At 72.5% G+C, this 24,374-nt stretch carries 22 protein-coding genes; 7 read left to right on the top strand and 15 right to left on the bottom strand.

Annotated elements, in window-relative coordinates; all coding sequences use genetic code 11:
* Window positions 1–145: 145 nt before the first annotated feature.
* The 14 genes from ftsZ to murD form a co-directional block, all read right to left on the bottom strand.
* Window positions 146–1,825: a cell division protein FtsZ gene (gene ftsZ / locus A37W_RS0115280; protein ID WP_018303909.1), complete on the bottom strand. Its 1,680-nt coding sequence runs from the start codon at window positions 1,823–1,825 to the stop codon at window positions 146–148.
* A gap of 870 nt (window positions 1,826–2,695) precedes the next feature.
* Window positions 2,696–4,027, bottom strand: a complete 1,332-nt coding sequence (gene ftsA, locus A37W_RS0115275; protein ID WP_018303908.1) for a cell division protein FtsA — start codon at window positions 4,025–4,027, stop codon at window positions 2,696–2,698.
* A gap of 63 nt (window positions 4,028–4,090) precedes the next feature.
* A complete protein-coding gene (locus tag A37W_RS0115270) occupies window positions 4,091–5,002 on the bottom strand; it encodes a cell division protein FtsQ/DivIB (RefSeq protein ID WP_018303907.1) in 912 nt (303 codons plus the stop codon).
* On the bottom strand, window positions 4,990–5,904 hold the full coding sequence (locus A37W_RS0115265) for a D-alanine--D-alanine ligase (protein WP_188754173.1): 915 nt from the start codon (window positions 5,902–5,904) through the stop codon (window positions 4,990–4,992). Before A37W_RS0115265 ends, A37W_RS0115270 begins: the two co-directional genes overlap by 13 nt.
* A 112-nt stretch (window positions 5,905–6,016) precedes the next feature.
* Window positions 6,017–6,940, bottom strand: coding sequence for a UDP-N-acetylmuramate dehydrogenase (gene murB / locus A37W_RS0115260; RefSeq protein WP_018303905.1), 924 nt, complete (start codon window positions 6,938–6,940; stop codon window positions 6,017–6,019).
* Window positions 6,941–7,025: 85 nt separating this feature from the next.
* Window positions 7,026–7,307 carry a hypothetical protein gene (locus A37W_RS0115255; protein ID WP_018303904.1) on the bottom strand — a complete coding sequence of 94 codons (282 nt, stop codon included), beginning with the start codon at window positions 7,305–7,307 and terminating at the stop codon, window positions 7,026–7,028.
* A 64-nt stretch (window positions 7,308–7,371) separates the two neighbouring features.
* Entirely contained in the window at window positions 7,372–7,647 is a 276-nt protein-coding gene (locus A37W_RS0115250) for a DUF2484 family protein (RefSeq protein WP_018303903.1), read from the bottom strand.
* On the bottom strand, window positions 7,644–7,898 hold the full coding sequence (locus tag A37W_RS0115245; protein ID WP_018303902.1) for a DUF2484 family protein: 255 nt from the start codon (window positions 7,896–7,898) through the stop codon (window positions 7,644–7,646). Before A37W_RS0115245 ends, A37W_RS0115250 begins: the two co-directional genes overlap by 4 nt.
* 80 nt (window positions 7,899–7,978) lie before the next feature.
* Window positions 7,979–9,379 (bottom strand): UDP-N-acetylmuramate--L-alanine ligase, encoded by a 1,401-nt coding sequence (gene murC, locus A37W_RS0115240; RefSeq protein ID WP_026198533.1) that lies wholly within the window; start codon window positions 9,377–9,379, stop codon window positions 7,979–7,981.
* 20 nt (window positions 9,380–9,399) lie between these two features.
* On the bottom strand, window positions 9,400–10,509 hold the full coding sequence (locus tag A37W_RS0115235) for a UDP-N-acetylglucosamine--N-acetylmuramyl-(pentapeptide) pyrophosphoryl-undecaprenol N-acetylglucosamine transferase (protein WP_018303900.1): 1,110 nt from the start codon (window positions 10,507–10,509) through the stop codon (window positions 9,400–9,402).
* Window positions 10,510–10,624: 115 nt separating this feature from the next.
* Window positions 10,625–11,791 carry a putative lipid II flippase FtsW gene (gene ftsW, locus A37W_RS0115230; protein WP_018303899.1) on the bottom strand — a complete coding sequence of 389 codons (1,167 nt, stop codon included), beginning with the start codon at window positions 11,789–11,791 and terminating at the stop codon, window positions 10,625–10,627.
* Between the two features lie 136 nt (window positions 11,792–11,927).
* Window positions 11,928–12,335: a hypothetical protein gene (locus tag A37W_RS0115225; protein WP_018303898.1), complete on the bottom strand. Its 408-nt coding sequence runs from the start codon at window positions 12,333–12,335 to the stop codon at window positions 11,928–11,930.
* Between the two features lie 100 nt (window positions 12,336–12,435).
* A complete protein-coding gene (locus A37W_RS0115220; RefSeq protein ID WP_018303897.1) occupies window positions 12,436–12,798 on the bottom strand; it encodes a hypothetical protein in 363 nt (120 codons plus the stop codon).
* A gap of 60 nt (window positions 12,799–12,858) precedes the next feature.
* A complete protein-coding gene (murD, locus tag A37W_RS0115215) occupies window positions 12,859–14,262 on the bottom strand; it encodes a UDP-N-acetylmuramoyl-L-alanine--D-glutamate ligase (protein WP_026198532.1) in 1,404 nt (467 codons plus the stop codon).
* 147 nt (window positions 14,263–14,409) lie between these two features.
* Here murD and A37W_RS0115210 point away from each other — a divergent pair, with 147 nt between their 5' ends.
* On the top strand, window positions 14,410–16,701 hold the full coding sequence (locus A37W_RS0115210) for an NADP-dependent malic enzyme (protein ID WP_018303895.1): 2,292 nt from the start codon (window positions 14,410–14,412) through the stop codon (window positions 16,699–16,701).
* A gap of 130 nt (window positions 16,702–16,831) precedes the next feature.
* On the opposite strand, the gene A37W_RS0115205 is transcribed toward A37W_RS0115210, so the two are convergent.
* A complete protein-coding gene (locus A37W_RS0115205) occupies window positions 16,832–17,578 on the bottom strand; it encodes an alpha/beta fold hydrolase (protein WP_018303894.1) in 747 nt (248 codons plus the stop codon).
* Window positions 17,579–17,635: 57 nt separating this feature from the next.
* On the opposite strand from A37W_RS0115205, the gene A37W_RS22175 reads away from it, so the two are divergent.
* From A37W_RS22175 to A37W_RS0115175, 6 genes are all read left to right on the top strand, one after another.
* The gene (locus A37W_RS22175; protein WP_018303893.1) at window positions 17,636–18,007 is read left to right on the top strand and encodes a hypothetical protein; all 372 of its coding nucleotides are present in this window, start codon (window positions 17,636–17,638) and stop codon (window positions 18,005–18,007) included.
* The gene (gene meaB / locus A37W_RS0115195; RefSeq protein WP_018303892.1) at window positions 18,007–19,023 is read left to right on the top strand and encodes a methylmalonyl Co-A mutase-associated GTPase MeaB; all 1,017 of its coding nucleotides are present in this window, start codon (window positions 18,007–18,009) and stop codon (window positions 19,021–19,023) included. The genes A37W_RS22175 and meaB overlap by 1 nt, the downstream gene beginning before the upstream one ends.
* 92 nt (window positions 19,024–19,115) lie before the next feature.
* Window positions 19,116–19,403, top strand: coding sequence for a 50S ribosomal protein L28 (rpmB, locus tag A37W_RS0115190; protein WP_018303891.1), 288 nt, complete (start codon window positions 19,116–19,118; stop codon window positions 19,401–19,403).
* 407 nt (window positions 19,404–19,810) lie between these two features.
* Window positions 19,811–22,003 (top strand): primosomal protein N', encoded by a 2,193-nt coding sequence (locus A37W_RS0115185; protein ID WP_018303890.1) that lies wholly within the window; start codon window positions 19,811–19,813, stop codon window positions 22,001–22,003.
* 166 nt (window positions 22,004–22,169) lie between these two features.
* The gene (locus A37W_RS0115180) at window positions 22,170–23,396 is read left to right on the top strand and encodes an acyl-CoA dehydrogenase (protein WP_018303889.1); all 1,227 of its coding nucleotides are present in this window, start codon (window positions 22,170–22,172) and stop codon (window positions 23,394–23,396) included.
* A 38-nt stretch (window positions 23,397–23,434) separates the two neighbouring features.
* Entirely contained in the window at window positions 23,435–24,373 is a 939-nt protein-coding gene (locus tag A37W_RS0115175) for a hypothetical protein (RefSeq protein ID WP_018303888.1), read from the top strand.
* The last annotated feature ends 1 nt before the right edge of the window (window position 24,374 follow it).

Raw genomic sequence — 24,374 nt, 5'->3', positions numbered from 1 at the left:
GCGGGCCCGGGATCCTCAACTCACTCTTTGCAACGGGATGTAACAGGCCATCCGGGACGCGACCGTCGCAGTCCAAGCTGCGGGTGCTGAACGCGAAAGGGCCGCCCGGAGGCGGCCCCTGTATCGGTGCGTCGGACCTGTGCCGTCAGTTGGCCTGGCGGCGCAGGAAGGCCGGGATCTCGATCCGCTCCTGATCGGGATCCTCCTCGGCGACCGGCTGGGCCTGCTGCCGGACCGGCGGCTGCTGGCGCGGCTGCTCGGCCTGCTCGGCCTGGGCGCCGGTCATCCGGCCGATCAGGGAGTTGAAGCCGAAGCGCGGGCGCGGCTCGCCCTGGCCGGCGCCGGCGCCGGCGGCCGGGCGCGGGGCCTCGGAGCGGGCCGGGGCGGCCTCGGGCTGGCGCTGGGTCGCCGCGCGCAGCCGGGCGAGCGCCTCGGGCGAAGGCTGGCCGGGCGCCGTGGCGGCCGGCGCGCGGGGCGCGACGAAGCTCTCGGGGCTGTGGCTCATCGGCGCCTCGGCCCGCGGCTGGTAGGCGGGGGCCGGAAGTCCGTCCTCCTCGCCCTCGTCCGCGGCGGCATCGAAGCCGGCGTACTCGTCATGGCCGTCGGCCACCGAGAACTGGCTGGCGTCGAACAGGTTCGGCTCCTCCTCCGGCTCGACCTCTTCCATCCGGGCGACCGGCTGGGGCGCGGGACGCTCCGCCGCGCGGGGCGCCGGCTGCGGCGCGGGACGCGCGGCCGGGGCCGGACGATCGGCGCGGACGGGCTCGCGCTGGGCGGGCGCCTCGTCCTCGACGCTCACGGTCTCGCGCAGCGGCCGCGCCATCGAGCGGCGGGGCAGCGGCACCTCGTCGGTTTTCTTCACCGCGTCGATGCCGGTGGCGACGACGCTGACGCGCATCATGCCTTCCATGCCGGCGTCGAGGGTGCTGCCCACGATGATGTTCGCGTCCGGGTCCACCTTCTCGCGGATCTTGTTCGCCGCCTCGTCCAGTTCGAACAGGGTAAGGTCGTGGCCGCCGGTGATGTTGATGAGCACGCCCTTGGCGCCCTCGAGGCTGATCTCGTCCAGCAGCGGGTTGGCGATCGCCTTCTCGGCGGCCTCGACGGCGCGGTTGTCGCCCTCGGCCTCGCCGGTGCCCATCATCGCCTTGCCCATCTCGTCCATCACGGCGCGGACGTCCGCGAAGTCGAGGTTGATGAGGCCCGGACGGACCATCAGGTCGGTCACGCCCTTCACGCCCTGGTACAGGACGTCGTCGGCCAGCGCGAACGCCTCGGTGAAGGTCGTGCGCTCGTTGGCGAGCCGGAAGAGGTTCTGGTTCGGGATGATGATGAGCGTGTCGACGACCTTCTGCAGCGCATCGACGCCGTCCTCGGCCTGCTTCATCCGCTTGGCGCCCTCGAACTGGAAGGGCTTGGTCACCACGCCGACGGTCAGCACGCCCAGCTCGCGCGCGGCCTGCGCGATGATCGGGGCGGCGCCGGTGCCGGTGCCGCCGCCCATGCCGGCGGTGATGAAGCACATGTGCGCGCCGGCGAGGTGGTCGACGATCTGCTCGATCGACTCCTCGGCCGCGGCGGCGCCGACGGAGGCGCGGGCGCCCGCGCCGAGGCCTTCGGTCACCTTCACGCCCATCTGGATGCGGCTGGTGGCCATCGACTGCTGCAGCGCCTGGGCGTCGGTGTTCGCGACGACGAACTCCACCCCGTCGAGCTGCTTCTCGATCATGTTGTTGACGGCGTTGCCGCCTGCCCCGCCCACGCCGAACACGGTGATCCGGGGCTTGAGATCGTCCTGCCCGGGCAGGGAGAGGTTCAAAGTCATCTGCTGTCCGCCTCGTCTCTGGTTGGCCCGTCCCACCGGGCGTTCACTCGCCTGAATGGGATGAGTCTACTGCCGCCAGTCCCCGGCGTCATCCAGTAAACACGAGTTTTCCACAAAATATGGGCAGATCCCCGCCGAGACTCGCGCGATCTCGGGGGCCACCCCGCCGATAGTGGGGCGACGGGATCGTGCCACCAGCCGTAGAAACCGGCTGGCGGTCGGTCCATGACGCGGTCGCGCCGGTCCGGCACGTCCCGATTCGGTCTTCGGTGGCAGCACTGCCCGTGCCTCGCCCCGTCGCGGGCGTTCGTCGCCCGTCTGTGGATAAGGTTTAGCAGGGGCAGCGCGGAGGTGGAAGGGGCGGCGGCAGGATGCGCCGGATGTCGCCGGGAGGGGGCGCCGCGGCCGGGGCGACGTGTCCCATGGCGGGGGCTGGCCGGAGGGTCGGGCGAACGCTTGGGCCGCGTCTGCGGCTGATGCCGGGAGGCGACAACGGCAACCGGTTTTCACGGGAACACCCGCCCCGGCCCCGAGACGTGGCCTCGTACCGCTGGCGCGCGTAGCCGGGCGAGGCCCTGAGACAAGTCCGGAGCGGGCGTGAACTTGACGTAGCGGAGGGCGGTGTCTGGCCGCGGTCAGACGCTCCGACGCCACGGTAAGTGCGATTTATCTCGCCTCCCCCGGACAACCCCGAACGTCTCGCAGGCGGCGAGGTAGCGTCTGGCCGGGGGGCGGCCAGACGCTGCCCGGGCCGCTGACGCGGCTGATTCCGGGCGGGTGCTTTTCAGATGGCGTTCGGCCCGATCCGGGGCGACGGCCGGGCGCTCCGCCCGGCCTGATCGTAGCCCCTGACGAGAAACCCCTTGCCGCCTACCAGTTGTCCCGGAACCACCGCACCGCGCGGCGCAGCGAGCGCGACGGGTACCGCTCCGCCGGCACCTCGAAGTCCCACCACTCGTCCTGCGGGTTCGCGGCGAAGAGGCACAGCCCCACCGCCCCCGCGAACGCGGCGCCGGTGGCCGCCTGCGGCAGGCCCTGCACCCGCAGCGGCCGGCCGAGGCGCACCTGCTGGCCGAGGATGCGGCTCGCCAGTCCGTCGAGCCCCGGGATCTGCGAGCCGCCGCCCGTCAGCACGATCTGCTGCGAGGGCAGGCTCTCGAAGCCGGCGGCGTCGAGACGCGCGCGGACCTCCTCGAGGATCTCCTCCACTCGCGGGCGCATGATGCCGATAAGCTCGGCCCGGCTGACGGTGCGGCGATCCTTCTCCCAGTCGCCGGAATCCGCGCCGATCTCGATCATCTCGCGGTCGTCCATGCCGGTCGCGACGACGCCGCCGTAGAAGGTCTTGATCCGCTCGGCGACCGCCAGAGGCACCTGCAGGCCCATCGAGATGTCGCCGGTGACGTGGTCGCCGCCCATCCGCACGCTGTCGGCGAAGATCATGTGCTTGCGCATGAAGATCGAGATGCCGGTCGCGCCGCCGCCCATGTCGATGCAGGCGGCGCCCAGCTCCTGCTCGTCCTCCACGAGGGACGAGATGCCGGACACGTAGGCCGACGAGGCAAGCCCCGCGAGCTCCAGGTCGCAGCGCTTGATGCAGTAGAGCAGGTTCTGCACCGCCGTCTCGTCCACCGTCAGCAGGTGCAGGTCGGTCGTCAGGCGGTTGCCGATCTGGCCCCGCGGGTCGGACAGGCCGGAGCGGTGGTCGAGGGCGAAGTTCACCGGCTGGGCGTGCAGCACCTCGCGCCCGCCGCCGAAGTCCGGCACGTCGCAGGCGGCCAGCACGCGGCCGATGTCGCTGTCGGTCACGACCTGCCCTTCCACGTCCACCGCCCCGTCGAGGCCGTAGCTGCGCGGCCGCGCGCCGGAGAGGCACGCGATCACGTGGTCGACCCGGACGTTCGCCATCTTCTGCGCGGCCTGCAGCGCGGTGCGGATCGCGCGCTCGGTCTCCTGCATGGCGTCGATCTCGCCGAAGCGGACGCCGCGCGACCGGGTGGTCGCCGCGCCGATCACCCGGAACTGGCTCTGCCCGGCCATCGCGCCGACGCCGTCCTCGCGCAGGACCTCGGGCCCGTCGAACCGCAGCACGAGGCACGCGATCTTCGACGTGCCGACGTCGAGGATCGCGACGACGCCCCGCTGCATCGCGGCGCGCCGCATGTTCCGCATCGCTCTCTGGCTCTGGTAGAGGTCCCGCATCGCCCGTATCCGCCTGCCTTTTGTTTTTGTTGGCCTTGTCTTCTTGTCGTCGTGTCGCGTCTCTTACCGCTCGTCCGACGCCCGCAGCGCGTCGGCCGCCATCGGCCCCGCCCGCACCGTGATCCGCTGCTGGTTGCGCAGGTCGATGACGCTGATGTCCCGCTCCAGGAACGGCTGCGCGTCGTCGAGGGCGATCAGCCGCTCCAGCGCCGCCACGGGGTTCTCCTCCGGCAGCAGCACGCGCTGGTCGCGGTCGAGCATCAGATCCCAGCGCCGCTCGCCCATCCGGACGAGGCCGCGCACCCGCTCGGCCAGCGGCGCCGCCGCCTCGATCAGCGCCATCCCCTCGGCCGTCGCCGCCCGCGCGCCGTCCCCGGCGAGGAGCGGCAGGTCCGGCCGGTCGGTGCGCGAGACGATCATGCCGGTCATCACGCCCTCGGCGTCCAGCAGGCGCAGCCCGTCGATGTGGCGCCAGATCGCGACCGGCTGGCGCTGGTTCACCTCGATCGACAGCGTGCCGCCGGGCCGCACCCGCACGACCGCGTCCTTCACCGCGGTGAGGTCGGTGACGCCGGCGCGGATCGCCTCGAGGTCGAGGTCGAAGGACGAGACCGGGAAGGTCACGTCGAGATCGCCGAGCGTGGTCGAGATCGCGGCGGCCAGCGCGATGTCGGCGCCGTCGATGTCGAGGCCCGTGACCATGAATTCCGGCCGGCTCTCCATCTGGTCGCGCACCGCGGCGATCCGGTCGGTCACCAGCGCCCGGTTCGCCTCGTTCGCGAACCACAGGCCGGCGCCGAAGACGACGACGAAGGCCGGCAGGCCGACCCGCACCGTGGCCCGGAACAGCGGCGTCAGCATCAGCCGCTGGTAGCGATAGCCCCAGCGGCTGGGCGCCGGATCGCGCGGGCCCGGGACGGGGTCGGGCCGGCGCCGGAAGGACAGGGCCGGGAACGGCAGGCTCAGCGATCGCACGACGCGTCCTCCACCAGCCAGCGGCAGAGCGCCGGAAAGTCCATGCCCGCCGCCAGCGCCTGCTCCGGCGCGAGGGAGGTGGGCGTCATGCCGGGCTGGGTGTTCGTCTCCAGCACGACCAGCCCGGCGTATCCCTGCGCCTCGTCCCAGCGGAAATCCGTACGGCTGAGGCCGCGGCAGCCCAGCGCCCGGTGCGCCCGCAGCGCGTAGTCGAGGCAGGCGTTGGCGATCTCCTCGGGCAGTTCGGCGGGGCAGACGTGGCGGCTGCCGCCCACGGTGTACTTGGCCGAGTAGTCGTACCAGCCGTCGGTGAGGATGTCGGTCACGGCAAGCGCCCGGTCGCCCAGCACCGCCACGGTCAGCTCGCGCCCCGGCGCGAACGCCTCGACCATCACCACCCCCGGCATCTGCGGGCCGAGGACGGGCGGCCGGTTCGACCCCGCCGCGACGATGTAGACGCCGACCGAGGATCCTTCGTTGAAGGGCTTCACCACGTAGGGCGGCGCCATCACGTGATCGGCCTCGACCTCCTCTCGCGGGGCGAGGATGCTCTCGACCACCGGCAGGCCCTCGCGGCGGTAGACCGCCTTGGTCTTCTCCTTGTCCATCGCGAGGGCGGAGGCGAGGACGCCGGAATGGGTGTAGGGGATGCGCAGCCATTCCAGCAGCCCCTGGACGCAGCCATCCTCGCCCCAGCGGCCGTGCAGCGCGTTGAAGACGACGTCGGGACGCGCCTCGGCCAGGCGATCCGGCAGGTCGACGCCGGCGTCGATCTCCACCGTCTCGAAGCCGGCGGTGCGCAGCGCCTTGGCGCACTCCGTCCCGGACGAGAGCGACACCTCGCGCTCGGCCGACGGACCGCCTTTCAGCACAACGATTCTGGGGCCTGCCCCGCCCGACATGGTCAACCTGCCTCACCGCCCGCGGACGTCTTCGCGTCCGTCGTGGACTCCGATCCCGGGTTCTTGCCGTCGCCCCGGCCTGTCGAGGCGCCGCCCGGCTATCGGAAGGAAATTACGCGAGCGGTTCGCCCACCCGCATGATTTCCCATTCTAGCGTTATGCCGGAGTCCGCGTAAACCTTTTTCCGGACCTCCTCGCCCAGACCTTCGAGGTCGGCGGCCGTTGCGCCACCGGCGTTGGTCAGGAAATTGGCGTGCATCTCGTTCATCACCGCCCCGCCGCGCCGGGCGCCGCGCATCCCGGCATCCTCGATCACCTTCCACGCCTTAAGCTCGTGCGTGTCGTCGGCGCGGCCGGTGGAGGAGAAGCCGGCCGGATTGCGGAAGGTGGAGCCGGCGGTGCGGTCCTTCGTCGGCTGCGTCTCGTCCCGCTTCCGCAGCTGCGCCTCCATCCGGGCGGCCAGATCTTCGGGATCGCCGGATGGGGCGGCGAAGGTCGCCTCGACGACGACCGCGTCCTCGGGCAGGTCGCTCTGGCGATAGCGCAAGGCCAAGGCGTCGGCCGGCAGCGTTTCGACCGTGCCGTTGCGGCGGACGAGGCGCACGCTCTCCAGCACGTCGGCGACGTAGGTGCCGTAGCAGCCGGCGTTCATCCGCACCGCGCCGCCGATGGCCCCGGGGATGGTGCGCAAAAAGGTCAGATCCCGCCCCTGCTCCGCCGCCCGCCGCGCCACATGCGCGTCGAGCGCGGCGGCGCCGGCGATCACCCGGCCCTCCTCCACCCGGATGCCGTTGAAGCCGCGGCCGAGCCTTATGACCACGCCGCGGATCCCGCCGTCGCGGACGATGAGGTTGGAGCCGACGCCCATCGGGAACAGCGGCATTTCCGCCGGCAGCGCGGCGAGGAACGCGGCGAGGTCGTCCTCGTCCGCCGGCTGGACCAGCCACTCGGCCGGGCCGCCGACGCGCATCCAGGTGAGGTCGGCCAGCGGCCGGTCGGGGGTGGCGGTGCCGCGCAGGGGAGGAAGATCGCTCATGGCCCTGTCCTGTCCGCTCGGCCGCGCCGGCGCAAGAGGGCGTGGCCGCCGGGGGCCGTCCACCGCTCGGGACAGCGCCTCCCGCTCACCGGAACCGCATCCGCTCCGCCCTGCGGCGGCGGCGCCAGCCCAGCGCGCCGCCGACGATCAGCCCGAAGAAGACCGGCAGGCAGATCATCCAGGCGAACCCGGCAAGGCCCATCCCGTCCCATCCGGGCTGCAGGCTGCCCCACCAGAGCGCCGCGACGAAGACGAGCAGATCGACGACGAGCGCCGCGCCGAGGACGACGAGCGCCCGGCGCCGCGCGACGAGGGCGCCGCCGGTCAGCCCGAGGGCGAGGGCGAGGATCGGAAGGATGTAGGTCATGCCCGATCAGTCGCAGCGCCGCCGGCCCGGGTCAACGCGGCCGCGCGCGACGATTGCGACGGTGTCACTCGCCGGGAACGCTCTCGGCGCGGTCCGGCGACAGGCCGCGGCGGACCCAGCGGGCGAGGTGCACCAGCGGCCAGCGCAGCACGCTTGCCCCCGCCGCGAGGACCAGGAGGCCGAGTACCGGCCCGCTCGTCGCCGTGACCCAGCCCAGGATCGGGATGCCGACCGCGATCAGGAAATAGGCCCGGCGCCAGTGATGGTCGTTCGACGGGATCAGCGCCAGGACGTGCGCCAGCACGAACCACAGGCACGCCGCCATCAGCGGCGCGTTCATCGCGGCAGCTCCGGCCGTTGCCCGCGCGCCCGCGCGATCAGATAGCCCAGCGGCCTGCGAAACATCGACAGGAAGGCTGCCACGGCGAGTCCTCCGATCCACCACCCATGGGCGACAGATAGCCAGATCAGCAGGATCGGCGCAACCAGAAGGAGAACGCTTCCGGGGATCATCTGCCTGCGGACGGGCAGCAGCGCCGTGACGGTCCCGAGGATGGCCCACAGGCAGGCGAGGAACAGGGGGAGCGACATGGGGACAATCACCTTCGCCGCCCCTCATTGTCGCGGATTACGGCGGAATCGAGGCAGGGGCCGCGCGCCTGCCCTGTCCGTCAACCCTGCAGACGCTCCGGCAGGGCGTTCGCCCAGGCGCTGATCGTCCCCGCGCCGAGGCAGACCACGAGGTCGCCCGGCTTGGCCTGCTCGCGCACCAGCCGTTCCAGATCGTCCTCGGACGTCACCGCGCGGGCGTGCCGGTGGCCGTGGCGGATCAGCCCGGCGACGAGGTCGTCGCGGCTGGCGCCCGGGATCGGGTCTTCGCCCGCGGCGTAGACCTCGGCGATGCCCACCACGTCCGCCTCGTTGAAGCAGGCGCAGAAATCGTCGAACAGGCTGGAGAGGCGCGAGTAGCGGTGCGGCTGGTGCACCGCGATCACGCGGCCCTGCCCGTCCACCGCCTGCCGCGCGGCCTTGAGCACCGCGGCGATCTCGACCGGATGATGGCCGTAATCGTCGATGATGGTGACGCCGTTCACCTCGCCCACACGGGTGAACCGCCGGTTCACGCCGCCGAACCGCGCCAGCGCCTCGCGGATCACGTCCGCCGGCACGCCGAGGTGCCGCGCCACCGCGACGGCGGCGAGCGCATTGCTAACGTTGTGGTCGCCCGGCATCGGCAGGGTGCAGCCCTCGATCAGCGTGCCGTCGCCCTGGCAGGCGATATCGAAGTGCGCGATCCCCTTGGCGTAGCGCAGGTTCACCGCCCGCACGTCCGCCTGCGCGTTGAAGCCGAAGGTGACGACGCGGCGGTCGGTCACGCGGCCGACCAGCGCCTGCACCTCGGGGTGGTCGGTGCAGCAGACGGCGAGACCGTAGAACGGAATGTTGGAGACGAAGTCGAGGAAGCCCTGGCGCAGCCTCTCGATGGAGCCCCAATGCTCCATGTGCTCGGGGTCGATGTTGGTGACGATGGCGATCGTCGCCGGCAGGCGGTTGAAGGTGCCGTCGCTCTCGTCCGCCTCCACCACCATCCAGGTCCCCTGCCCCATCCGGGCGTTGGAGCCGTAGGCGTGGATGATGCCGCCGTTCACCACCGTGGGGTCGATCCCGCCGGCGTCCAGCAGCGTCGCCACCAGCGTCGTCGTCGTGGTCTTGCCGTGGGTCCCGGCGACCGCGACGTTGGACTTCAGGCGCATCAGCTCGGCCAGCATCTCGGCCCGGCGCACGACCGGCAGGCCGCGGCGCCGCGCCTCGTCCAGCTCGGGGTTGCCTTTCTTGATCGCGGACGAGATCACGACGACCTCGGCGCCCTCCAGGTTCTCCGCCGTCTGGCCGACATGGACGCGGGCGCCCATCGCGGCGAGGCGGTCGGTGATCTTCGACGCCTTCAGGTCCGAGCCCTGGACATCGTAGCCGAGGTTCAGCAGCACCTCGGCGATGCCCGACATGCCGATCCCGCCGATCCCGACGAAGTGGATCGGCCCGATATCGAGGGGAAGCATCGTCGCGTTCATCAGCCGCGGATTTCCGTCCATCATTGGTCCGTCTCCTGTCTATCGCCGCCGGCGAGGCCTTCGACAAGGCCGGCCAGCCGTTCCGCCGCATCGGGAATCCCGAGGGATCGTGCCGCGCGGGCCATCTGCGCCGCGCCGTCCGGGTCGCCGAGGATGTCGGCGATCACCCCGGACAGGGGCACCACGTCGAACCGGGCCTCGGGCATCAGCACCGCCGCGCCGGCCTCGACCATGGCGCGGGCGTTGGCCGTCTGCTCGTCCCGGATCGCGGACGCAAGGGGGACCAGGATCGCCGGCCGCCCGATGACTGTCAGATCTGCAACGGTCGACGCGCCGGACCGCGCGATCACCAGCTGCGCCTCGGCGATCCGCCGCGGCATGTCGTGAAAGAACGGCTGCACGTCCGCCTGGACCAGCTGCTCGTCGTAGTAGGTCGCCACCCGCTCCACGTCCTCGGGCCGGGCCTGGTGGCTGACCCGCAGGCGCACGCGCAGCTCGCGCGGCAGCTCGGCGATGGCGGGCGGCACGACGTCGGACAGGACGCGCGCCGCCTGGCTGCCCCCGGTCACGAGGATCTCCATCGGGTAGTCGCCGGGCGGGATGTAGCTGGCGCCCTCCTTGTCGCGGATGGCCGAGCGGACGGGGTTGCCGGTGTGGACCCCCTCGACGCCGTCCGGCAGCTCGGTCGGCCAGGTGCCGCAGGCGACGGCGTCCACGCGCTTGGCGAACAGCTGGTTCACCCGGCCGAGGACGCCGTTCTGCTCGTGGATCATGCGCGGCACCTTCAGCAGCGTCGCCGCCGCCAGGGCCGGGATCGCCGGATAGCCGCCGAAGCCGACGACCGCCGCGGGCCGGTCGCCGCGCATCCGCCGCACCGCCTGCAGCACGCCGCCCGCGATCCGCGGGCCCACCGCCGCCTTGGCGAGGATCCCGCCCCGCGCGAAGGTGGCCGAGGACATCACCTCGACCGCCACCGCCTCCGGAAAGCCGGACGTGTAGCGCGCGCCCCGCGCGTCGGTAGACAGCGCGACCCGCCAGCCCCGGGCCAGCATCGTCTCGGCCAGCGCCTGGGCCGGGAACATGTGTCCGCCGGTGCCGCCGGCCGCGATGACGAGGAGCGGCGCGCTCATGCGGCGCCTCCGCCCTGTCCATTGCATGTCTTCAAATACGCATCGCGACCGCGCCGCCCGCGCGCCGCCGCGGCTTGACGCGCCCGCATCCGGCCGCGCCCTGCGCTGGCCCGGCTCACCGGCCCCGCCGCCCCAGGATGTCGCCGATCTCGCCCTGCGGGCGGGTCCGGGTGAAGGCCAGCAGCATGCCGACGGCGATGCCGCCCGCGATCACCGACGAGCCGCCGTAGCTGACGAACGGCAGGGTCATCCCCTTGGCCGGCAGCAGGCGCACCGCCACGCCCATGTTGATCATCGCCTGCACGCCGAAGGCGCAGGCGAGGCCGGTCCCGGCGAGGCGGATGAACGGATCGCGCTCGCGCATCAGCCGCAGGAGCGAGCGCACAACGATCATCGCGTAGAGGGCGATGATCACGGCGACGCAGATCAGCCCGTATTCCTCGGCCGCGACGGCGATGATGAAGTCGGTATGCGCGTCCGGCAGCGACCACTTCACCTGCCCCTCGCCGACGCCGACGCCGAAGAACCCGCCCTCGCGGATCGCGTTGGTGGCGTAGCCCAGCTGCGTCGTGGGATCGACGTCGGGCGACAGGAAGCCGTCGATGCGGCGGGCGAAGTGTTCGGAATTCTCGTAGGCGACGGTGCCGACGAAGACGACGACCCCGGCGAGGATCATCAGCAGCAGCATCGGCGCCCCGGCGACGAAGTACATCACGCCCCAGGAGAACAGCACCAGCGCGGCCTGCCCGAAGTCCGGCTGAAGCGCCAGCAGCGCGACGAGTATGACCGTCAGCCCGAACGACCAGGTCTTGCCCGGCGGGCCGCCCACCTCCTGGCTGGCGGCCATCAGCCACGCGGCGACGACGACGAAGCCGGGCTTGAGGAACTCCGACGGCTGGAACGAGGCGAAGCCGAGCGAGTACCAGCGCACCGCCCCCTTGCCGAAATCGGTGCCGAGGACCGGCAGCATCGCCAGCGCCGCGAACGAGGCGAGAAAGCCGAGGACGGCAAGGCGGCGCACCAGCACCGGGCTCATCATCGAGACGATCAGCATGATCGCGAGCGCGACGCCGCCGAAGAACGCCTGCCGGCTGACGTAGTAGAACGGGTCGAGGCCGTTGCGCGAGGCGAGCGGCGGCGAGGCGGCCAGCCCCAGCAGCAGCCCGATCGCGAACAGCATCAGGATGCAGGACATCGTCCACTTGTCGACCGTCCGCCACCACCGGGGGAGGACCGGATCGCCGGACGCAAGGGGGGCGACCCCGTGCACCATCTCGGTCATGTCTGGTACCGCTCGTTTGCCACTGACGCCCGGGTTGTCCCCGGATCTGGCCCGAGTCTAACGCGTCGTCACCGGCCGCGCCAGCCCCGCGTTGGGGTGCCGCGCGGCGGCGGTGCGCCGTGCGGCACCTCCCCGGTCACTCGACCGAGACGTTCAGCGTGAACGGCGCCATCGGCGCGCTCTCGTCCATCTGGCCGACGATGACGCGGGTCTGCGTCGGCGTCACCGGCGAGATGCCGAGATGCATCTGCATCGCCAGCTCCTCCTCGGTCATCTCCTCCTCCACCAGCGTCTCCTCCTCCTCCGCCAGCGTCACCGTCAGCGCGGTGTCGTCCGGGAAGGTGATGAGGAAGCAGGCCGCCTCGCTGCCCGAGGCCATGCCTTCCAGCTGCGCCTCGGCGGTCCCGGCCGGCAGGGTCGTCTCCTGGCAGACGAGGTCGTCCGCGGTCACGGAAATCCCGTCGGTCGCCTCCTGGGCGAAGGCGGGACCGGACAGGCTCGCCGCGACGAGCGCGGCAATGGACAGTCGTTGGGGTCGGAACATGGGGTCACCTCGGAAGGATACGGTTGAGGAAGCAGCTAGCGCCGCCACGTCCCCGCGCCCGTGGATCGGCGGAAAAGCGCCCCGCCCACGCAGCGCCCCTTCAGCCGTTGCCCGGCGGCTCGAACCGCACGGTCAGCGTGAACGGCGTCATCGGCGCCCGCATCAGGGGCGCGACGTTCACCTGCAGGGGGTTCGGGCGGCCGGGATAATCGCCGAGGAACATCCGCTGATCCATCGCGTCCCATTGCCCCGGCATGGCATGGACCATGCCCGGACCTTCCACATCGATCGAGATGTTCTGGCCTGGTGGGACGACGAGCAGGAAGCAGGCCGTGACCTCGCTCGACGCCTCGCCCGTGACCTGGCCGGAGGTGAATCCTTCGGGAAACTGCAGCGTCCGGCACTCCTGCGCCGCGGCGGGCGTGGCGAAGAGGGCGAGCAAGGACAGGACGGTGAGGCGCATCGGCAGGCTCCTTTGCTTGAGGATCGCGAGGCTAGCAGCCGACTGCCCCGACGTCACCCTTCAACGGAGCCGGGACGTCACCGCCCGGACGAAATCCTCGCCCCGCTTCTCGAAGTTGTCGTACTGGTCGAAGCTCGCCGCCGCCGGGGCCAGCAGCACCGTCTCGCCGGGCTGCGCCTCCGCCATCGCCTGCGCCACCGCGGCGTCCATCGTGGTGCAGACCTCGGCGTCGATGCCGTCCAGCCGCCGGGCGAACGCCTCGGCCTCGCGGCCGATCACGTAGGCCCGGGCGACCGACGCCTGCGCCGCCGGCAGCAGCGCGTCCAGCCCGCCCTCCTTCTCCAGCCCGCCGCAGATCCAGCGGATGCGCGGGAATGCCTTCAGCGCCATCACCGCGGCGTCCACGTTCGTCGCCTTGCTGTCGTTGACGTAAGCGACGCCACCCGCTTCGGCGATCAGCTGGCTGCGGTGCGGCAGGCCGGGATAGGAATTCAGCCCCGGCTCGATCTCCCGCGGCCCCAGCCCCAGCGCCCGCGCCGCGGCCCACGCGGCGCAGGCGTTCTGGTGGTTGTGGCTGCCCGGCAGCCCCTTCACCCCGCGCAGGTCGACCGACGCGACCTGCCGGCCGTGCCGCCACTCCGCCAGCCATCCCTTGCGCGCGACGACCGACCACGCCGCGTCCTCCAGCCTGCGCGACACCGACACCCGGATCACCCGCGCGTCCGCCGGCCCCTCGGACAGCTGCCCGGCGAGGAACAGGCCCTCCACCTCGTCCACGCCCACCACCGCGCGGTCCGGCCCGCCCTCGGCGAACAGCCGGCGCTTGGCGGCGAAGTAGCCGCCCGGCCCGCCGTGCCGGTCGAGGTGGTCGGGCGAGAGGTTGGTGAAGATCGCAACGTCCGGCGTCAGCGCCCGCGCCAGTTCGGTCTGGTAGGACGACAGCTCCAGCACGATCACCTCGCCGTCCCGCGCGGGGTCGAGGTCGAACACCCCGCGCCCGATGTTCCCGGCCAGCTGCGCCGGGCGCCCCGCCTCGGTCAGGACGTGGTGGATCAGCGCCGACGTGGTGGACTTGCCGTTGGAGCCGGTGACGGCGACCACCCGCGGCACCGTGTCGAACTCCCCGAACGCGGCAGAGCCGAACGAGCGGAAGAACAGGCCGATGTCGTTGTCGACCGGAATCCCCCGCTCCAGCGCCGCCGCGATGGCGGGGTGCGGGCGGGGATGGAGGTGCGGGATGCCGGGGGAGGTGACGAGGCAGGCGACGCCGTGCAGCGCGCCCTGCCGCGACAGATCCCGCAGCTCGATCCCCTCGGCCTCCGCCGCCTCGCGGGCGGGCACGCTGTCGTCCCACGCCACCGGATACGCCCCGCCGGCCTTCAGCGCCCGCGCCGTCGCCCGGCCCGACCGGCCGAGGCCGAGCAGCGCCACGGTCTGCCCCTCGAACCCGCTCACTGGAATCATCGCCGTCCGCTCCCGTCCATGTGCGCGGCCGCAGTTGTCCCGCTTCCGCCCCCGGTTTCAAGCCGCCCGCGGCGGCAGCCGGGGCGACCGCTTGCCCCGCCCCGCCCACCCGGCATAGTGCAGGGCATCCAGAGGGAGGGCGCCACCTTGGCCGACACGTCGCACGACACCACGCGCGAGGCGCTTCGCCAGGCGGCGCTCGACTACCACCGCCACCCGCGGCCCGGAAAGCTCGAGATCCGCGCGACCAAGCCGCTCGCCAACGGCCGCGACCTCGCCCGCGCCTACTCTCCCGGCGTCGCCGAGGCGTGCCTCGAGATCAAGGCCGACCCCGACACCGCCCGCGACTACACGTCCCGCGGCAACCTCGTCGCCGTCGTCACCAACGGCACCGCCGTCCTCGGCCTCGGCAATATCGGCGCGCTGGCCTCCAAGCCGGTGATGGAGGGCAAGGCGGTCCTGTTCAAGAAGTTCGCCGGCATCGACTGCTTCGACATCGAATTGGCCGAGTCCGACCCCGAGCGCCTCGCCGACCTCGTCTGCGCCCTGGAGCCGACCTTCGGCGCGATCAACCTCGAGGACATCAAGGCGCCCGACTGCTTCATCGTCGAGAAGCTCTGCCGCGAGCGGATGAACATCCCCGTGTTCCACGACGACCAGCACGGCACGGCCATCGTCGTCGGCGCCGCCGCGACCAACGCGCTGCGGGTCGCCGGCAAGGACTGGGCCGACATCAAGGTCGTCTCCACCGGCGGCGGCGCGGCCGGCATCGCCTGCCTCGACATGCTGCTGACGCTGGGGGTGCGGCGCGAGAACGTGTTCCTGTGCGACCTGCACGGGCTGGTCCACCAGGGCCGGGCCGAGGACATGACGCCGCAGAAGGCGGCCTACGCGCAAGGGACCGAGCCGAAGGCGCTGATCGACGTGATCGAGGGCGCCGACCTCTTCCTCGGCCTCTCCGGCCCCGGCGTCCTGACGGCCGAGATGGCGGCCCGGATGGCCCCCCGGCCGATCATCTTCGCCCTCGCCAACCCCAACCCCGAGATCATGCCGGACGAGGCCCGCGCCGCGCAGCCAGACGCGATCATCGCCACCGGGCGCAGCGACTATCCCAACCAGGTCAACAACGTCCTGTGCTTTCCCTTCATCTTCCGCGGCGCGCTGGATGCCGGCGCGACCACGATCAACGAGGAGATGAAGGTCGCCTGCGTCGAGGGCATCGCCGCCCTCGCCCGCGCCACCACCAGCGCCGAGGCCGCCGCCGCCTACAAGGGCGAGCAGATGACCTTCGGCGCCGACTACCTGATCCCCAAGCCGTTCGACCCCCGCCTCATGGGGGTCGTCGCCACCGCCGTCGCCCGCGCCGCGATGGAGACCGGCGTCGCCACCCGCCCGATTGAGGACCTCAAGGCCTACAAGGAAAAGCTGGACGGCCAGGTCTTCCGCTCCGCCCTCATCATGCGCCCGGTCTTCGACGCCGCCCGCTCGGCCGAGCGGCGGATCGTCTTCGCGGAAGGCGAGGACGAGCGCGTGCTGCGCGCCGCCCAGGCGATGATGGAGGAGACGACCGACAGCCCGATCCTGATCGGCCGCCCCGAGGTGATCGCCACCCGGTGCGAGCGGGCGGGCCTCAAAATCCGCCCCGGCACCGATTTCCAGCTGGTGAACCCCGAGGACGATCCGCGCTACCGCGAATACTGGTCGACCTACCACCACATCATGGCCCGCCGCGGCGTCACCCCCGACCTTGCCCGCGCGATCATGCGCACCAACACCACGGCCATCGCGGCGGTGATGGTCCACCGGGACGAGGCCGAATCGATGATCTGCGGCACGTTCGGCCAGTATCTGTGGCACCTGAACTACGTCGACGCCGTGCTCGGCACCGGAGGGCTGCACCCGGTCGGCGCCCTCAGCCTGATGATCCACGAGGAGGGCCCCCTCTTCATCGCCGACACCCAGATCCACCCCGAGCCGACGCCGCAGCAGATCGCCGAGACGGTGATCGGCGCCGCCCGCCACGTCCGCCGCTTCGGGCTGGAGCCGCAGATCGCGCTGTGCTCGCACTCGCAGTTCGGCAACCTCGAGCACGGTACCGGCCGGCGCATGCGCGAGGCGCTGGCGATCCTCGACGCCGCCCCCCGCGACTTCACCTACGAGGGCGAGATGCACGTCGACGCCGCCCTCGACGAGGAACTGCGCGAGCGCATCTTCCCCGGCTCGCGCCTCAAGGGCGCCGCCAACGCGCTGATCTTCGCCAACACCGACGCGGCCTCGGGCGTGCGCAACATCCTCAAGATGCGCGGCGGCGGGCTGGAGGTCGGGCCGATCCTGATGGGCATGGGCAACCGCGCCCACATCGTGACGCCCTCGATCACCGCCCGCGGCCTGCTCAACATCAGCGCCCTCGCCGGCACCCCGGTCGCGCATTACGGGTGAGTGGCGGCGCCGAGGCGGCCCGACGCAAGAGGAGCCCGGCGCCGCCCCCCGGGTGTCCCCGTCCCGGGCCTGACCCGGGACCCCGCCCGGCGTGTCCCCGCCGTCAGCGCAAACGGCCGCCCGCCCGCCGTCACGCGTCCAGGAACGCCCGCACCGCCGCCTCGAACTCCCGCGGCCTGTCGGCGTGCAGCCAGTGCCCGGCCCCGGGAATCTTCGCGAACCGCGCGCTCGGGAACAGCGCCTTGATCCGCTCCCGGTGCTCGGGCCGGACGTAGTCCGACTCCGCCCCCGACAGGAACAGCACCGGCCCCTGAAACGAGCCCGTCACTTCGGGAAAGCCCACGATCCCCGGCATCTCGGCCGCCAGAACGTCGAGATTCGGCCGCCAGCGCCGCGCCTTCAGATCCAGCGACTGCAGCAGGAACGCCGACCCGCCCGGGTCTTCCACACCCATCTGCGCCGCCGCCTCCGACCGGCTCTCCACGGTGGCGAGGTCCACCCGCCGCATCGCGTCGATGTTCTGCTGCTGCGTGTGGGTGTAGGCCACCGGCGCGATGTCCGCGACGACCAGCCGACGCACCTTGCCCGGGTGCGCCAAGGCCAGGCACATCGCCGCCTTGCCGCCCATCGAGTGGCCCACCACGTCCCACGTTCCGTCGATCGAGTCGGCAAGATCGCCGCCCATGTCGGGGTAGGACTGGCTGTCCGCCCAGTCGCTGTCGCCGTGATTGCGCATGTCCACCGCGATCACCGGCCCCCGGTTCGACAGCCGCCTGGCGATCACGCCCCAGTTCCGCGCCGACCCCAGCAGCCCGTGCGCGATCAGGACAGGCACCGCGCCACCTTCGCTGTCGTACTCCACCCGGTTCAGCCGCATCCCGCCTCCTTCGCCGCCCATTGAGAAGGCCGGACCCCACCGATAGTGTCCCGCCGCATGGACGCGGGCAAGATCACGGGCTGGGCCGAGGACCTGAGGGCGCTGATCGAGGAGCGTCTGCGCCTGCGTGCGCCCGACCTGACCCGCGCGCTCGCCCGCGCCGGCCGCCGCCTGCCCCGCAAGGTCCGCCGCGCGGCGGCACAGGTCGACGAGGCCGCCCGCCTGACGCAGCATCCGAAGCTGTCGCGCCAGATCGACCTCGCCGGCGTCGAGGCCGCGCACGGGCTTGCCGCCGCGCACCTCAGGGCGATCGACCCGAAGGCCGAGCGCCGCCGCCGCATTCTCGACTGGCTCGCGCTGATCGCGCTGAATCTCCTCCTCATCGGCATCGCCCTCGTCGCCTGGCTGCGCTGGCGGGGCCTCGTCTGATGGACAACGCCGCCCTCGCCGAGGCCGTCCGCCGGGGCGAGCGCCGGGCGCTGGCCCGCGCCATCACGCTGGTCGAGAGCGGCCGCGCCGACCACCGTGCCGCCGCCACCGACCTCCTCGCCCGCCTCGCCGACCCGTCCCGGCAGGCTCTCCGCGTCGGCCTCTCCGGCACCCCCGGCGTCGGCAAGTCCACCTTCATCGACGCGCTCGGCCTGCACCTCACCGCGCAGGGGCTCAAGGTCGCCGTCCTCGCCGTCGACCCCTCCTCCGCCCGCTCCGGCGGCTCGATCCTCGGCGACAAGACCCGGATGGAGCGCCTGTCCCGCGATCCCGCCGCGTTCATCCGCCCCTCCCCCGCCGCATCCCAGCTCGGCGGCGTCGCCCGCCGCACCCGCGAGGCGGTGAGCCTGTGCGAGGCCGCCGGCTTCGACGTGGTGCTGGTCGAGACGGTGGGCGTCGGCCAGTCCGAGACGATGGTGGCGCAGCTGGTGGACGTCTTCGTCCTCCTCCTCGCCCCGGCGGGCGGGGACGAGCTGCAGGGCGTGAAGCGCGGCATCATGGAGAGCGCCGACATCCTCCTCGTGAACAAGGCGGACGGCGACCTAGCGGCCGAGGCACGGCGCACCGCCGCCGACTATGCCGGCGCCCTGCGCCTCCTGCGCAAACGGCCGCAGGACCCGGACGGCTACCCCCTCGCCCTCACCGTCTCCGCCGCCACCGGCGCCGGCATCGACATCGCCTGGGACGCCGTCACCCGCCTAGCGGACCTGCGCCGCGCCGCCGGCATCCTGAACCGCACCCGCGCCGAGCAGGCCCGCCACTGGTTCGCCGAGGAGCTGCGGGCCGAGATGCTCACTCTCCTGACGCGCGATCCGGACCTGAAGGCGCGCCTCGCCCGACTCGAAGAGGACGTGGCAGCGGGCCGAACCACCCCCGCCGCCGCCGCGGCCGAGGCGCTCCGCCCCCTCGCCGCCACGCCGCCCCCGGGCCTTGACGCCTCCCCGGAATCCCCCTAAAGCCCGCGGACCGAATTGCAGGCCCTGCGGGTGCGGGGCCTTTCCAGTTTCGGGCCCCCGCGCCCGACCGAAGACAGATGAAGAGGCCCCAAATGTCGCGCCGCTGCGAACTGACCGGAAAAGGCCCGATGACGGGCAACAACGTGAGCCACGCCAACAACAAGACCCGCCGCCGGTTCCTGCCGAACCTGCAGGACGTGACGCTGCAGTCCGACACGCTCGGCCGCACCTTCAAGTTCCGCATCTCCTCGGCCGCCCTGCGCTCGGTCGACCACCGCGGCGGGCTCGACGCCTACCTCGCGCGGGCCAAGGACGACGAGCTGTCGCCGGCCGCGCAGAAGGTGAAGAAGGAAATCGCGAAGGCCGCCGCCGAGGCCTGAGCCTCCCCGCCACCGACGCATCGAGACGAGGCCCGGGTCCCACGCCCGGGCCTTCGTCGTTTCAGACGGGCAGCCCGGCCACGCCCCGATCCCCGCCGCCATCGGCTCGCGGTCCCGTTCGGCCCGCCGCCGCCTGCGCCGCGCCCCCTCCGGCCCGCCGAGATCGCCCCGCCGCGCCCGGGACCACCCACGTCCCGCACGGCCCCTTCCCGCCCCTGACCCGGCGCGCGCGGCCGCGCTCGCGCAGCCCCTTCCCCCTCTCATCGAGCCATAAATATCCCCAGGGGGAGTCCGCGCCAGCGGACGGGGGCGGGACGCCCCCCCAAGACAAGGGAACGCGCCGCGAGGCGCTCCGCCGGATCCGCCGGCCCTTCCACCCGCTCCCCGCCGCCGTTACATCCGCCCCCATGGCGCAGGACTTCTTCCACGAGGGCGAGCTGGTCGCGGTCCTGACGACCCAGCCGCTGGACCGCCTGCTCGACTACCGCGCGCCCGAGGGCGGCTGCTGGCTGGGCGCGTTTCTGGAGGTCCCCCTCGGCCCCCGCCGCGTGCTCGGCGTCGTCTGGGGACCCGGCCGCGGCGATTTCGACCCCGGCAAGGTCCGCCCCGCCACCCGCGTGCTGGAGGCCGCGCCGCTGCGCGAGGAGATGCGCCTCTTCCTCGGCCGGGCGGCCGACTACACGCTCACCCCGATGCCGGCGATGCTGCGCCTCGCGACCCGCGCCCCCGACCTCGGCGCGCCGCCCGCCGCCCGCCGCGTCTACCGCCTGGGCGAGCGCGCGCCCGACCGGATGACCGACGCCCGGGCCAAGGTCATCGCCGTGCTGGAGGAGTTCGGCGGCGCCGCCTTCCAGCTGGGCGAGCTGGCCGAGATGGCCGGCGTCGGCACCGCCGTCGTGAAGGGCCTCGCGAAACAGGGCGCCGTCGTCGAGGAGGAAGCGCCCCGCGACGCGCCCTACCCGCCGCTGGACCCCGACATCCCGGGCAAGCCGCTGACCGAGGCGCAGGCGGGCGCGGCCGAGACGCTGAAACGGGGCCTCCGCGCCGGCAGCTACGGCGCGACGCTGCTGCGCGGCGTCACCGGCTCCGGCAAGACCGAGGTGTACCTCGAAGCCGTCGCCGAATGCCTGCGCCTGAACCGCCAGGCCCTCGTCCTCCTGCCCGAGATCGCGCTCACCGGCGAGTTCCTCGAGCGGGTCGAGGCGCGCTTCGGCGCCCGCCCCGCCGAATGGCACTCCGGCATCACCCAGACCGAGCGGCGGCGCGCCTGGCACATGGTGGCGAGCGGGGACGCGCGGCTCGTGGTCGGCGCCCGCTCCGCCCTGTTCCTGCCGTTCCGCGAGCTCGGCCTCATCGTCGTGGATGAGGAGCACGACACGTCCTACAAGCAGGACGAGGGCGTCCTCTACAATGCCCGCGACATGGCCGTGCTGCGCGCCTCGATCAACGGTGCGCAGGTGATCCTCGCCTCCGCCACGCCGTCGCTGGAAAGCTGGGCCAACGCCGAGGCCGGCAAGTACGCGCGCCTCGACCTCACCGACCGGTTCGGCCCGGCGGAGCTGCCGACGATGCGTGCCCTCGACATGCGGGTGGAGGACCTGCCGCCGGGCCGCTGGATCGGCGGCACGCTGTCCCGGGCCGTCGAGGAGCGGATCGGCCGTGGCGAGCAGGCGCTGCTCTTCCTCAACCGCCGCGGCTACGCCCCCGTCACGATCTGCCGCGCCTGCGGCCACCAGATCGGCTGCCCGAACTGCGACGCCCGCCTCGTCGAGCACCGCTTCCTGCGCCGCCTGATGTGCCACCAGTGCGGCGAGACCCGGCCGATCCCCGAGGCCTGTCCCGAGTGCAAGGTCGAGGGCAAGCTCGCCCCGGTCGGTCCCGGCGTCGAACGGCTGGCCGAGGAGGCGGCGGCGCGCTTTCCGGACGCCCGGATCGCGGTCCTGTCCTCCGACCTCTACGGCTCCGCGAGGGCGCTCAAGGCGCACGTGGCGCAGATCGCCGAGGGCGGCGCCGACATCGTCATCGGCACCCAGCTGGTGGCGAAGGGCCACAACTTCCCGCTCCTGACGCTGGTGGGCGTGATCGACGCCGACCTCGGCCTCCAGGGCTCGGATCTGCGCGCCGCCGAGCGGACGTTCCAGCTGATGCGCCAGGTCGCCGGCCGCGCCGGCCGGGGCGAGGCGAAGGGCGAGGCGATGCTGCAGACCTACCAGCCCGAGCATCCGGTGATCCGCGCGATCCTCTCCGGCGACGAGGAGGGCTTCTGGCGCGCCGAGGCCGAGGAGCGCCGCGCCGCGGGCGTGCCGCCCTACGGCCGGATGGCCGGGATCGTCCTGTCCTCGCCCAACGCGGCCGAGGTGTTCGACCTCGGCGCCGCGCTCGCCCGCGCGGACCGCCCGCTGCGCCGGATCGGCGCCCAGGTCTTCGGCCCCGCGCCCGCGCCCATCGCCCGCGTCCGCGGCCGTCACCGCGTGCGCCTGCTGGTGAAGGCCGCCAAGAGCGCCCCGATCCAGGCCGCCCTCGCCGAATGGGTCGCGCAGGTGAAGGTGCCGCCGAACGTCCGCCTCGCAATCGACATCGACCCGCAGAGTTTCCTGTAGCGGCGCGACGGCCGATCGGGTGCCGGGACCCTGCCGGGGAGCCGGTCCGGACCGGCCCGCCGCGAGCGGCGGCCCGGACGGCGCGGCCATCCGCCGCCTGCTGCCGGGGCCCCGCGCCCTTCCCCGCCCGCCCCGGCCGGCCTATCAAGGGCAAAAGGAGGCTCCCATGAACGAGACCCGCCCCATCGCCGCCCCGATCGGCCACGGCCCCGACCTCGGCCCCTTCGACTGGTCCGACCCGTTCCGGCTGGAGGACCGTTTGACCGAGGACGAGCGGATGCTGCGCGACGCCGCCCGCGAGTTCGCGCAAGGGCGCCTGCAGCCCCGCGTCACCGACGCCTACCGCGAGGAGACGACGGACCCCGAGATCTTTCCGATGATGGGCGAGGCCGGCCTTCTCGGCGCGACCATCCCCGAGGAGTACGGCGGCCTCGGCGCCGGCTACGTCACCTACGGCCTGATCGCCCGCGAGATCGAGCGCGTCGATTCAGGCTACCGCTCCATGATGTCGGTGCAGTCTTCGCTCGTCATGTACCCGATCCACGCCTACGGCAGCGACGCCCAGCGGGCGAAGTACCTGCCCGGCCTCGCCACCGGCGAACTGATCGGCTGCTTCGGCCTGACCGAGCCCGACGCCGGCAGCGATCCCGGCGGCATGAAGACGACGGCGAAGAAGACCGACGGCGGCTACGTCCTGAACGGCTCCAAGACCTGGATCTCCAACGCGCCCATCGCCGACGTCTTCGTCGTCTGGGCGAAGTCCGAGGCGCACGACGGCAAGGTCCGCGGCTTCGTCCTCGACAAGGGGACGAAGGGCCTGAGCGCGCCGAAGATCACCGGCAAGCTGTCCCTGCGCGCCTCCGTCACCGGCGAGATCGTCCTGAAGGACGTCGAGGTCGGCGAGGAGGCCCTGCTGCCCGGCGTTTCGGGGATGAAGGGGCCGTTCGGCTGCCTCAACCGCGCCCGCTACGGCATCGCCTGGGGCACGATGGGCGCGGCGGAGGCGTGCTGGCACGCCGCGCGCCAGTACGGGCTCGACCGGCGCCAGTTCGGCCGCCCGCTCGCCCAGACGCAGCTGTTCCAGAAGAAGCTGGCCGACATGCAGACCGAGATCGCGCTGGGCCTGAATGCCGCCTTCACCGTCGGCCGGATGATGGAGGACGGCACCGCGGCGCCGGAAACGATCAGTCTCATCAAACGGAACAATTGCGGAAAAGCCTTGGAAATAGCCCGGATGGCCCGCGACATGCATGGCGGCAACGGCATCTCTGAAGACTTCCAAGTCATCAGACACATGATTAACCTCGAAACGGTGAACACCTACGAAGGCACGCACGACGTGCACGCCCTCATTCTGGGGCGCGCACAGACGGGATTGCAGGCCTTCGTCTGAGGTTCGCGACACACGTCACCCGGGGGGGTGCGAAGGCGATGCTGGATGACGGACCGACCCTCGAGGTCGATCTGCGGGGCTTGTCCCCCGACGAGTGGCGTGCGCGTCTCGACGCGATCGGCGACGAGCACGGCTACTTCCTGCCCATCGGGGCGGATCATTCGGCGTTGTTCATCGACGCCGGACCCAAGCTGCTGGTCACGTTCGAGGAGGCGTCGGCGATCCGCCGCGCCCCCGGCGCCCGGCCCCGCGGGTTCGAGATGGCGGCCCGCGAAGGCTGGTCGCTGCTCGCCTTCATCGCCGACGGGCCGACATGGTTCCGCTCGGACGCGATGACGTGGTTCGTCGACCGGCAGGTCGACGACGGCTTCTTCGAGGATTTCGACAGCGTCCTGTTCCACGGCTCGGGCATGGGCGGATACGCCGCAGGCGCCTACTCGGTCGCCGCGCCCGGCTGCCGCGTCCTGCTGCACCGCCCCGTCGCGACGCTTGAGCCGGCAGTCGCCGGCTGGGACCGGCGCGACCTGGGCGCCCGGCGGCTCGACTTCACGACGCGCTACGGCTTCGCGCCCGAGATGGTGGATGCCGCCCTCGCCGCCTGGGTGGTCCACGACCCGCTGCACGCGCCCGACGCGATGCATGCCGCCCTGTTCCGGCGGCCGAACGTCACGCTTCTCCGCGCCCCGCTCGCCGGCGCGCGGCTGGAGCAAATGCTGGAACTGATGGACGCGACCCCGCGCCTGCTGTCCGCCGCGATGGACGGGACCCTCGACCGGGCGGAGTGGGGCCGCATCTGGCGCGGCCGGCGCGAGATCGTGCCCTACGCCCGCCTGCTGCTGCGCCGCGCAGAAGGCGCGGGGCGCGAGGATCTGTCCCGGCGGATCTGCCGCTACGGCCTGCAGACCTCGGACGCCGCGCTCTACGCGCCGCGGGCGCGCGAGCTGGGTCTCGCGGTGGAGCCCCAGCCCGCGGCCTGAG

The sequence above is a fragment of the Wenxinia marina DSM 24838 genome, assembly GCF_000379485.1.
Taxonomy (GTDB): domain Bacteria; phylum Pseudomonadota; class Alphaproteobacteria; order Rhodobacterales; family Rhodobacteraceae; genus Wenxinia; species Wenxinia marina.
The sequence above is the reverse complement of the archived record's forward strand: the minus strand, read 5'-3'. Positions and strand labels throughout refer to the sequence as shown.

Coding starts and splice junctions, on each gene's coding strand:
- ftsZ (WP_018303909.1), bottom strand. CDS start 1,825: ATGACTTTGAACCTCTCCCTGCCCGGGCAGGACGATCTCAAGCCCCGG.
- ftsA (WP_018303908.1), bottom strand. CDS start 4,027: ATGCGGGACCTCTACCAGAGCCAGAGAGCGATGCGGAACATGCGGCGC.
- A37W_RS0115265 (WP_188754173.1), bottom strand. CDS start 5,904: ATGTCGGGCGGGGCAGGCCCCAGAATCGTTGTGCTGAAAGGCGGTCCG.
- murB (WP_018303905.1), bottom strand. CDS start 6,940: ATGAGCGATCTTCCTCCCCTGCGCGGCACCGCCACCCCCGACCGGCCG.
- A37W_RS0115255 (WP_018303904.1), bottom strand. CDS start 7,307: ATGACCTACATCCTTCCGATCCTCGCCCTCGCCCTCGGGCTGACCGGC.
- A37W_RS0115250 (WP_018303903.1), bottom strand. CDS start 7,647: ATGAACGCGCCGCTGATGGCGGCGTGCCTGTGGTTCGTGCTGGCGCAC.
- A37W_RS0115245 (WP_018303902.1), bottom strand. CDS start 7,898: ATGTCGCTCCCCCTGTTCCTCGCCTGCCTGTGGGCCATCCTCGGGACC.
- murC (WP_026198533.1), bottom strand. CDS start 9,379: ATGAACGCGACGATGCTTCCCCTCGATATCGGGCCGATCCACTTCGTC.
- A37W_RS0115235 (WP_018303900.1), bottom strand. CDS start 10,509: ATGAGCGCGCCGCTCCTCGTCATCGCGGCCGGCGGCACCGGCGGACAC.
- ftsW (WP_018303899.1), bottom strand. CDS start 11,791: ATGACCGAGATGGTGCACGGGGTCGCCCCCCTTGCGTCCGGCGATCCG.
- A37W_RS0115225 (WP_018303898.1), bottom strand. CDS start 12,335: ATGTTCCGACCCCAACGACTGTCCATTGCCGCGCTCGTCGCGGCGAGC.
- A37W_RS0115220 (WP_018303897.1), bottom strand. CDS start 12,798: ATGCGCCTCACCGTCCTGTCCTTGCTCGCCCTCTTCGCCACGCCCGCC.
- murD (WP_026198532.1), bottom strand. CDS start 14,262: ATGATTCCAGTGAGCGGGTTCGAGGGGCAGACCGTGGCGCTGCTCGGC.
- A37W_RS0115205 (WP_018303894.1), bottom strand. CDS start 17,578: ATGCGGCTGAACCGGGTGGAGTACGACAGCGAAGGTGGCGCGGTGCCT.
- A37W_RS22175 (WP_018303893.1), top strand. CDS start 17,636: ATGGACGCGGGCAAGATCACGGGCTGGGCCGAGGACCTGAGGGCGCTG.
- meaB (WP_018303892.1), top strand. CDS start 18,007: ATGGACAACGCCGCCCTCGCCGAGGCCGTCCGCCGGGGCGAGCGCCGG.
- rpmB (WP_018303891.1), top strand. CDS start 19,116: ATGTCGCGCCGCTGCGAACTGACCGGAAAAGGCCCGATGACGGGCAAC.
- A37W_RS0115185 (WP_018303890.1), top strand. CDS start 19,811: ATGGCGCAGGACTTCTTCCACGAGGGCGAGCTGGTCGCGGTCCTGACG.
- A37W_RS0115180 (WP_018303889.1), top strand. CDS start 22,170: ATGAACGAGACCCGCCCCATCGCCGCCCCGATCGGCCACGGCCCCGAC.
- A37W_RS0115175 (WP_018303888.1), top strand. CDS start 23,435: ATGCTGGATGACGGACCGACCCTCGAGGTCGATCTGCGGGGCTTGTCC.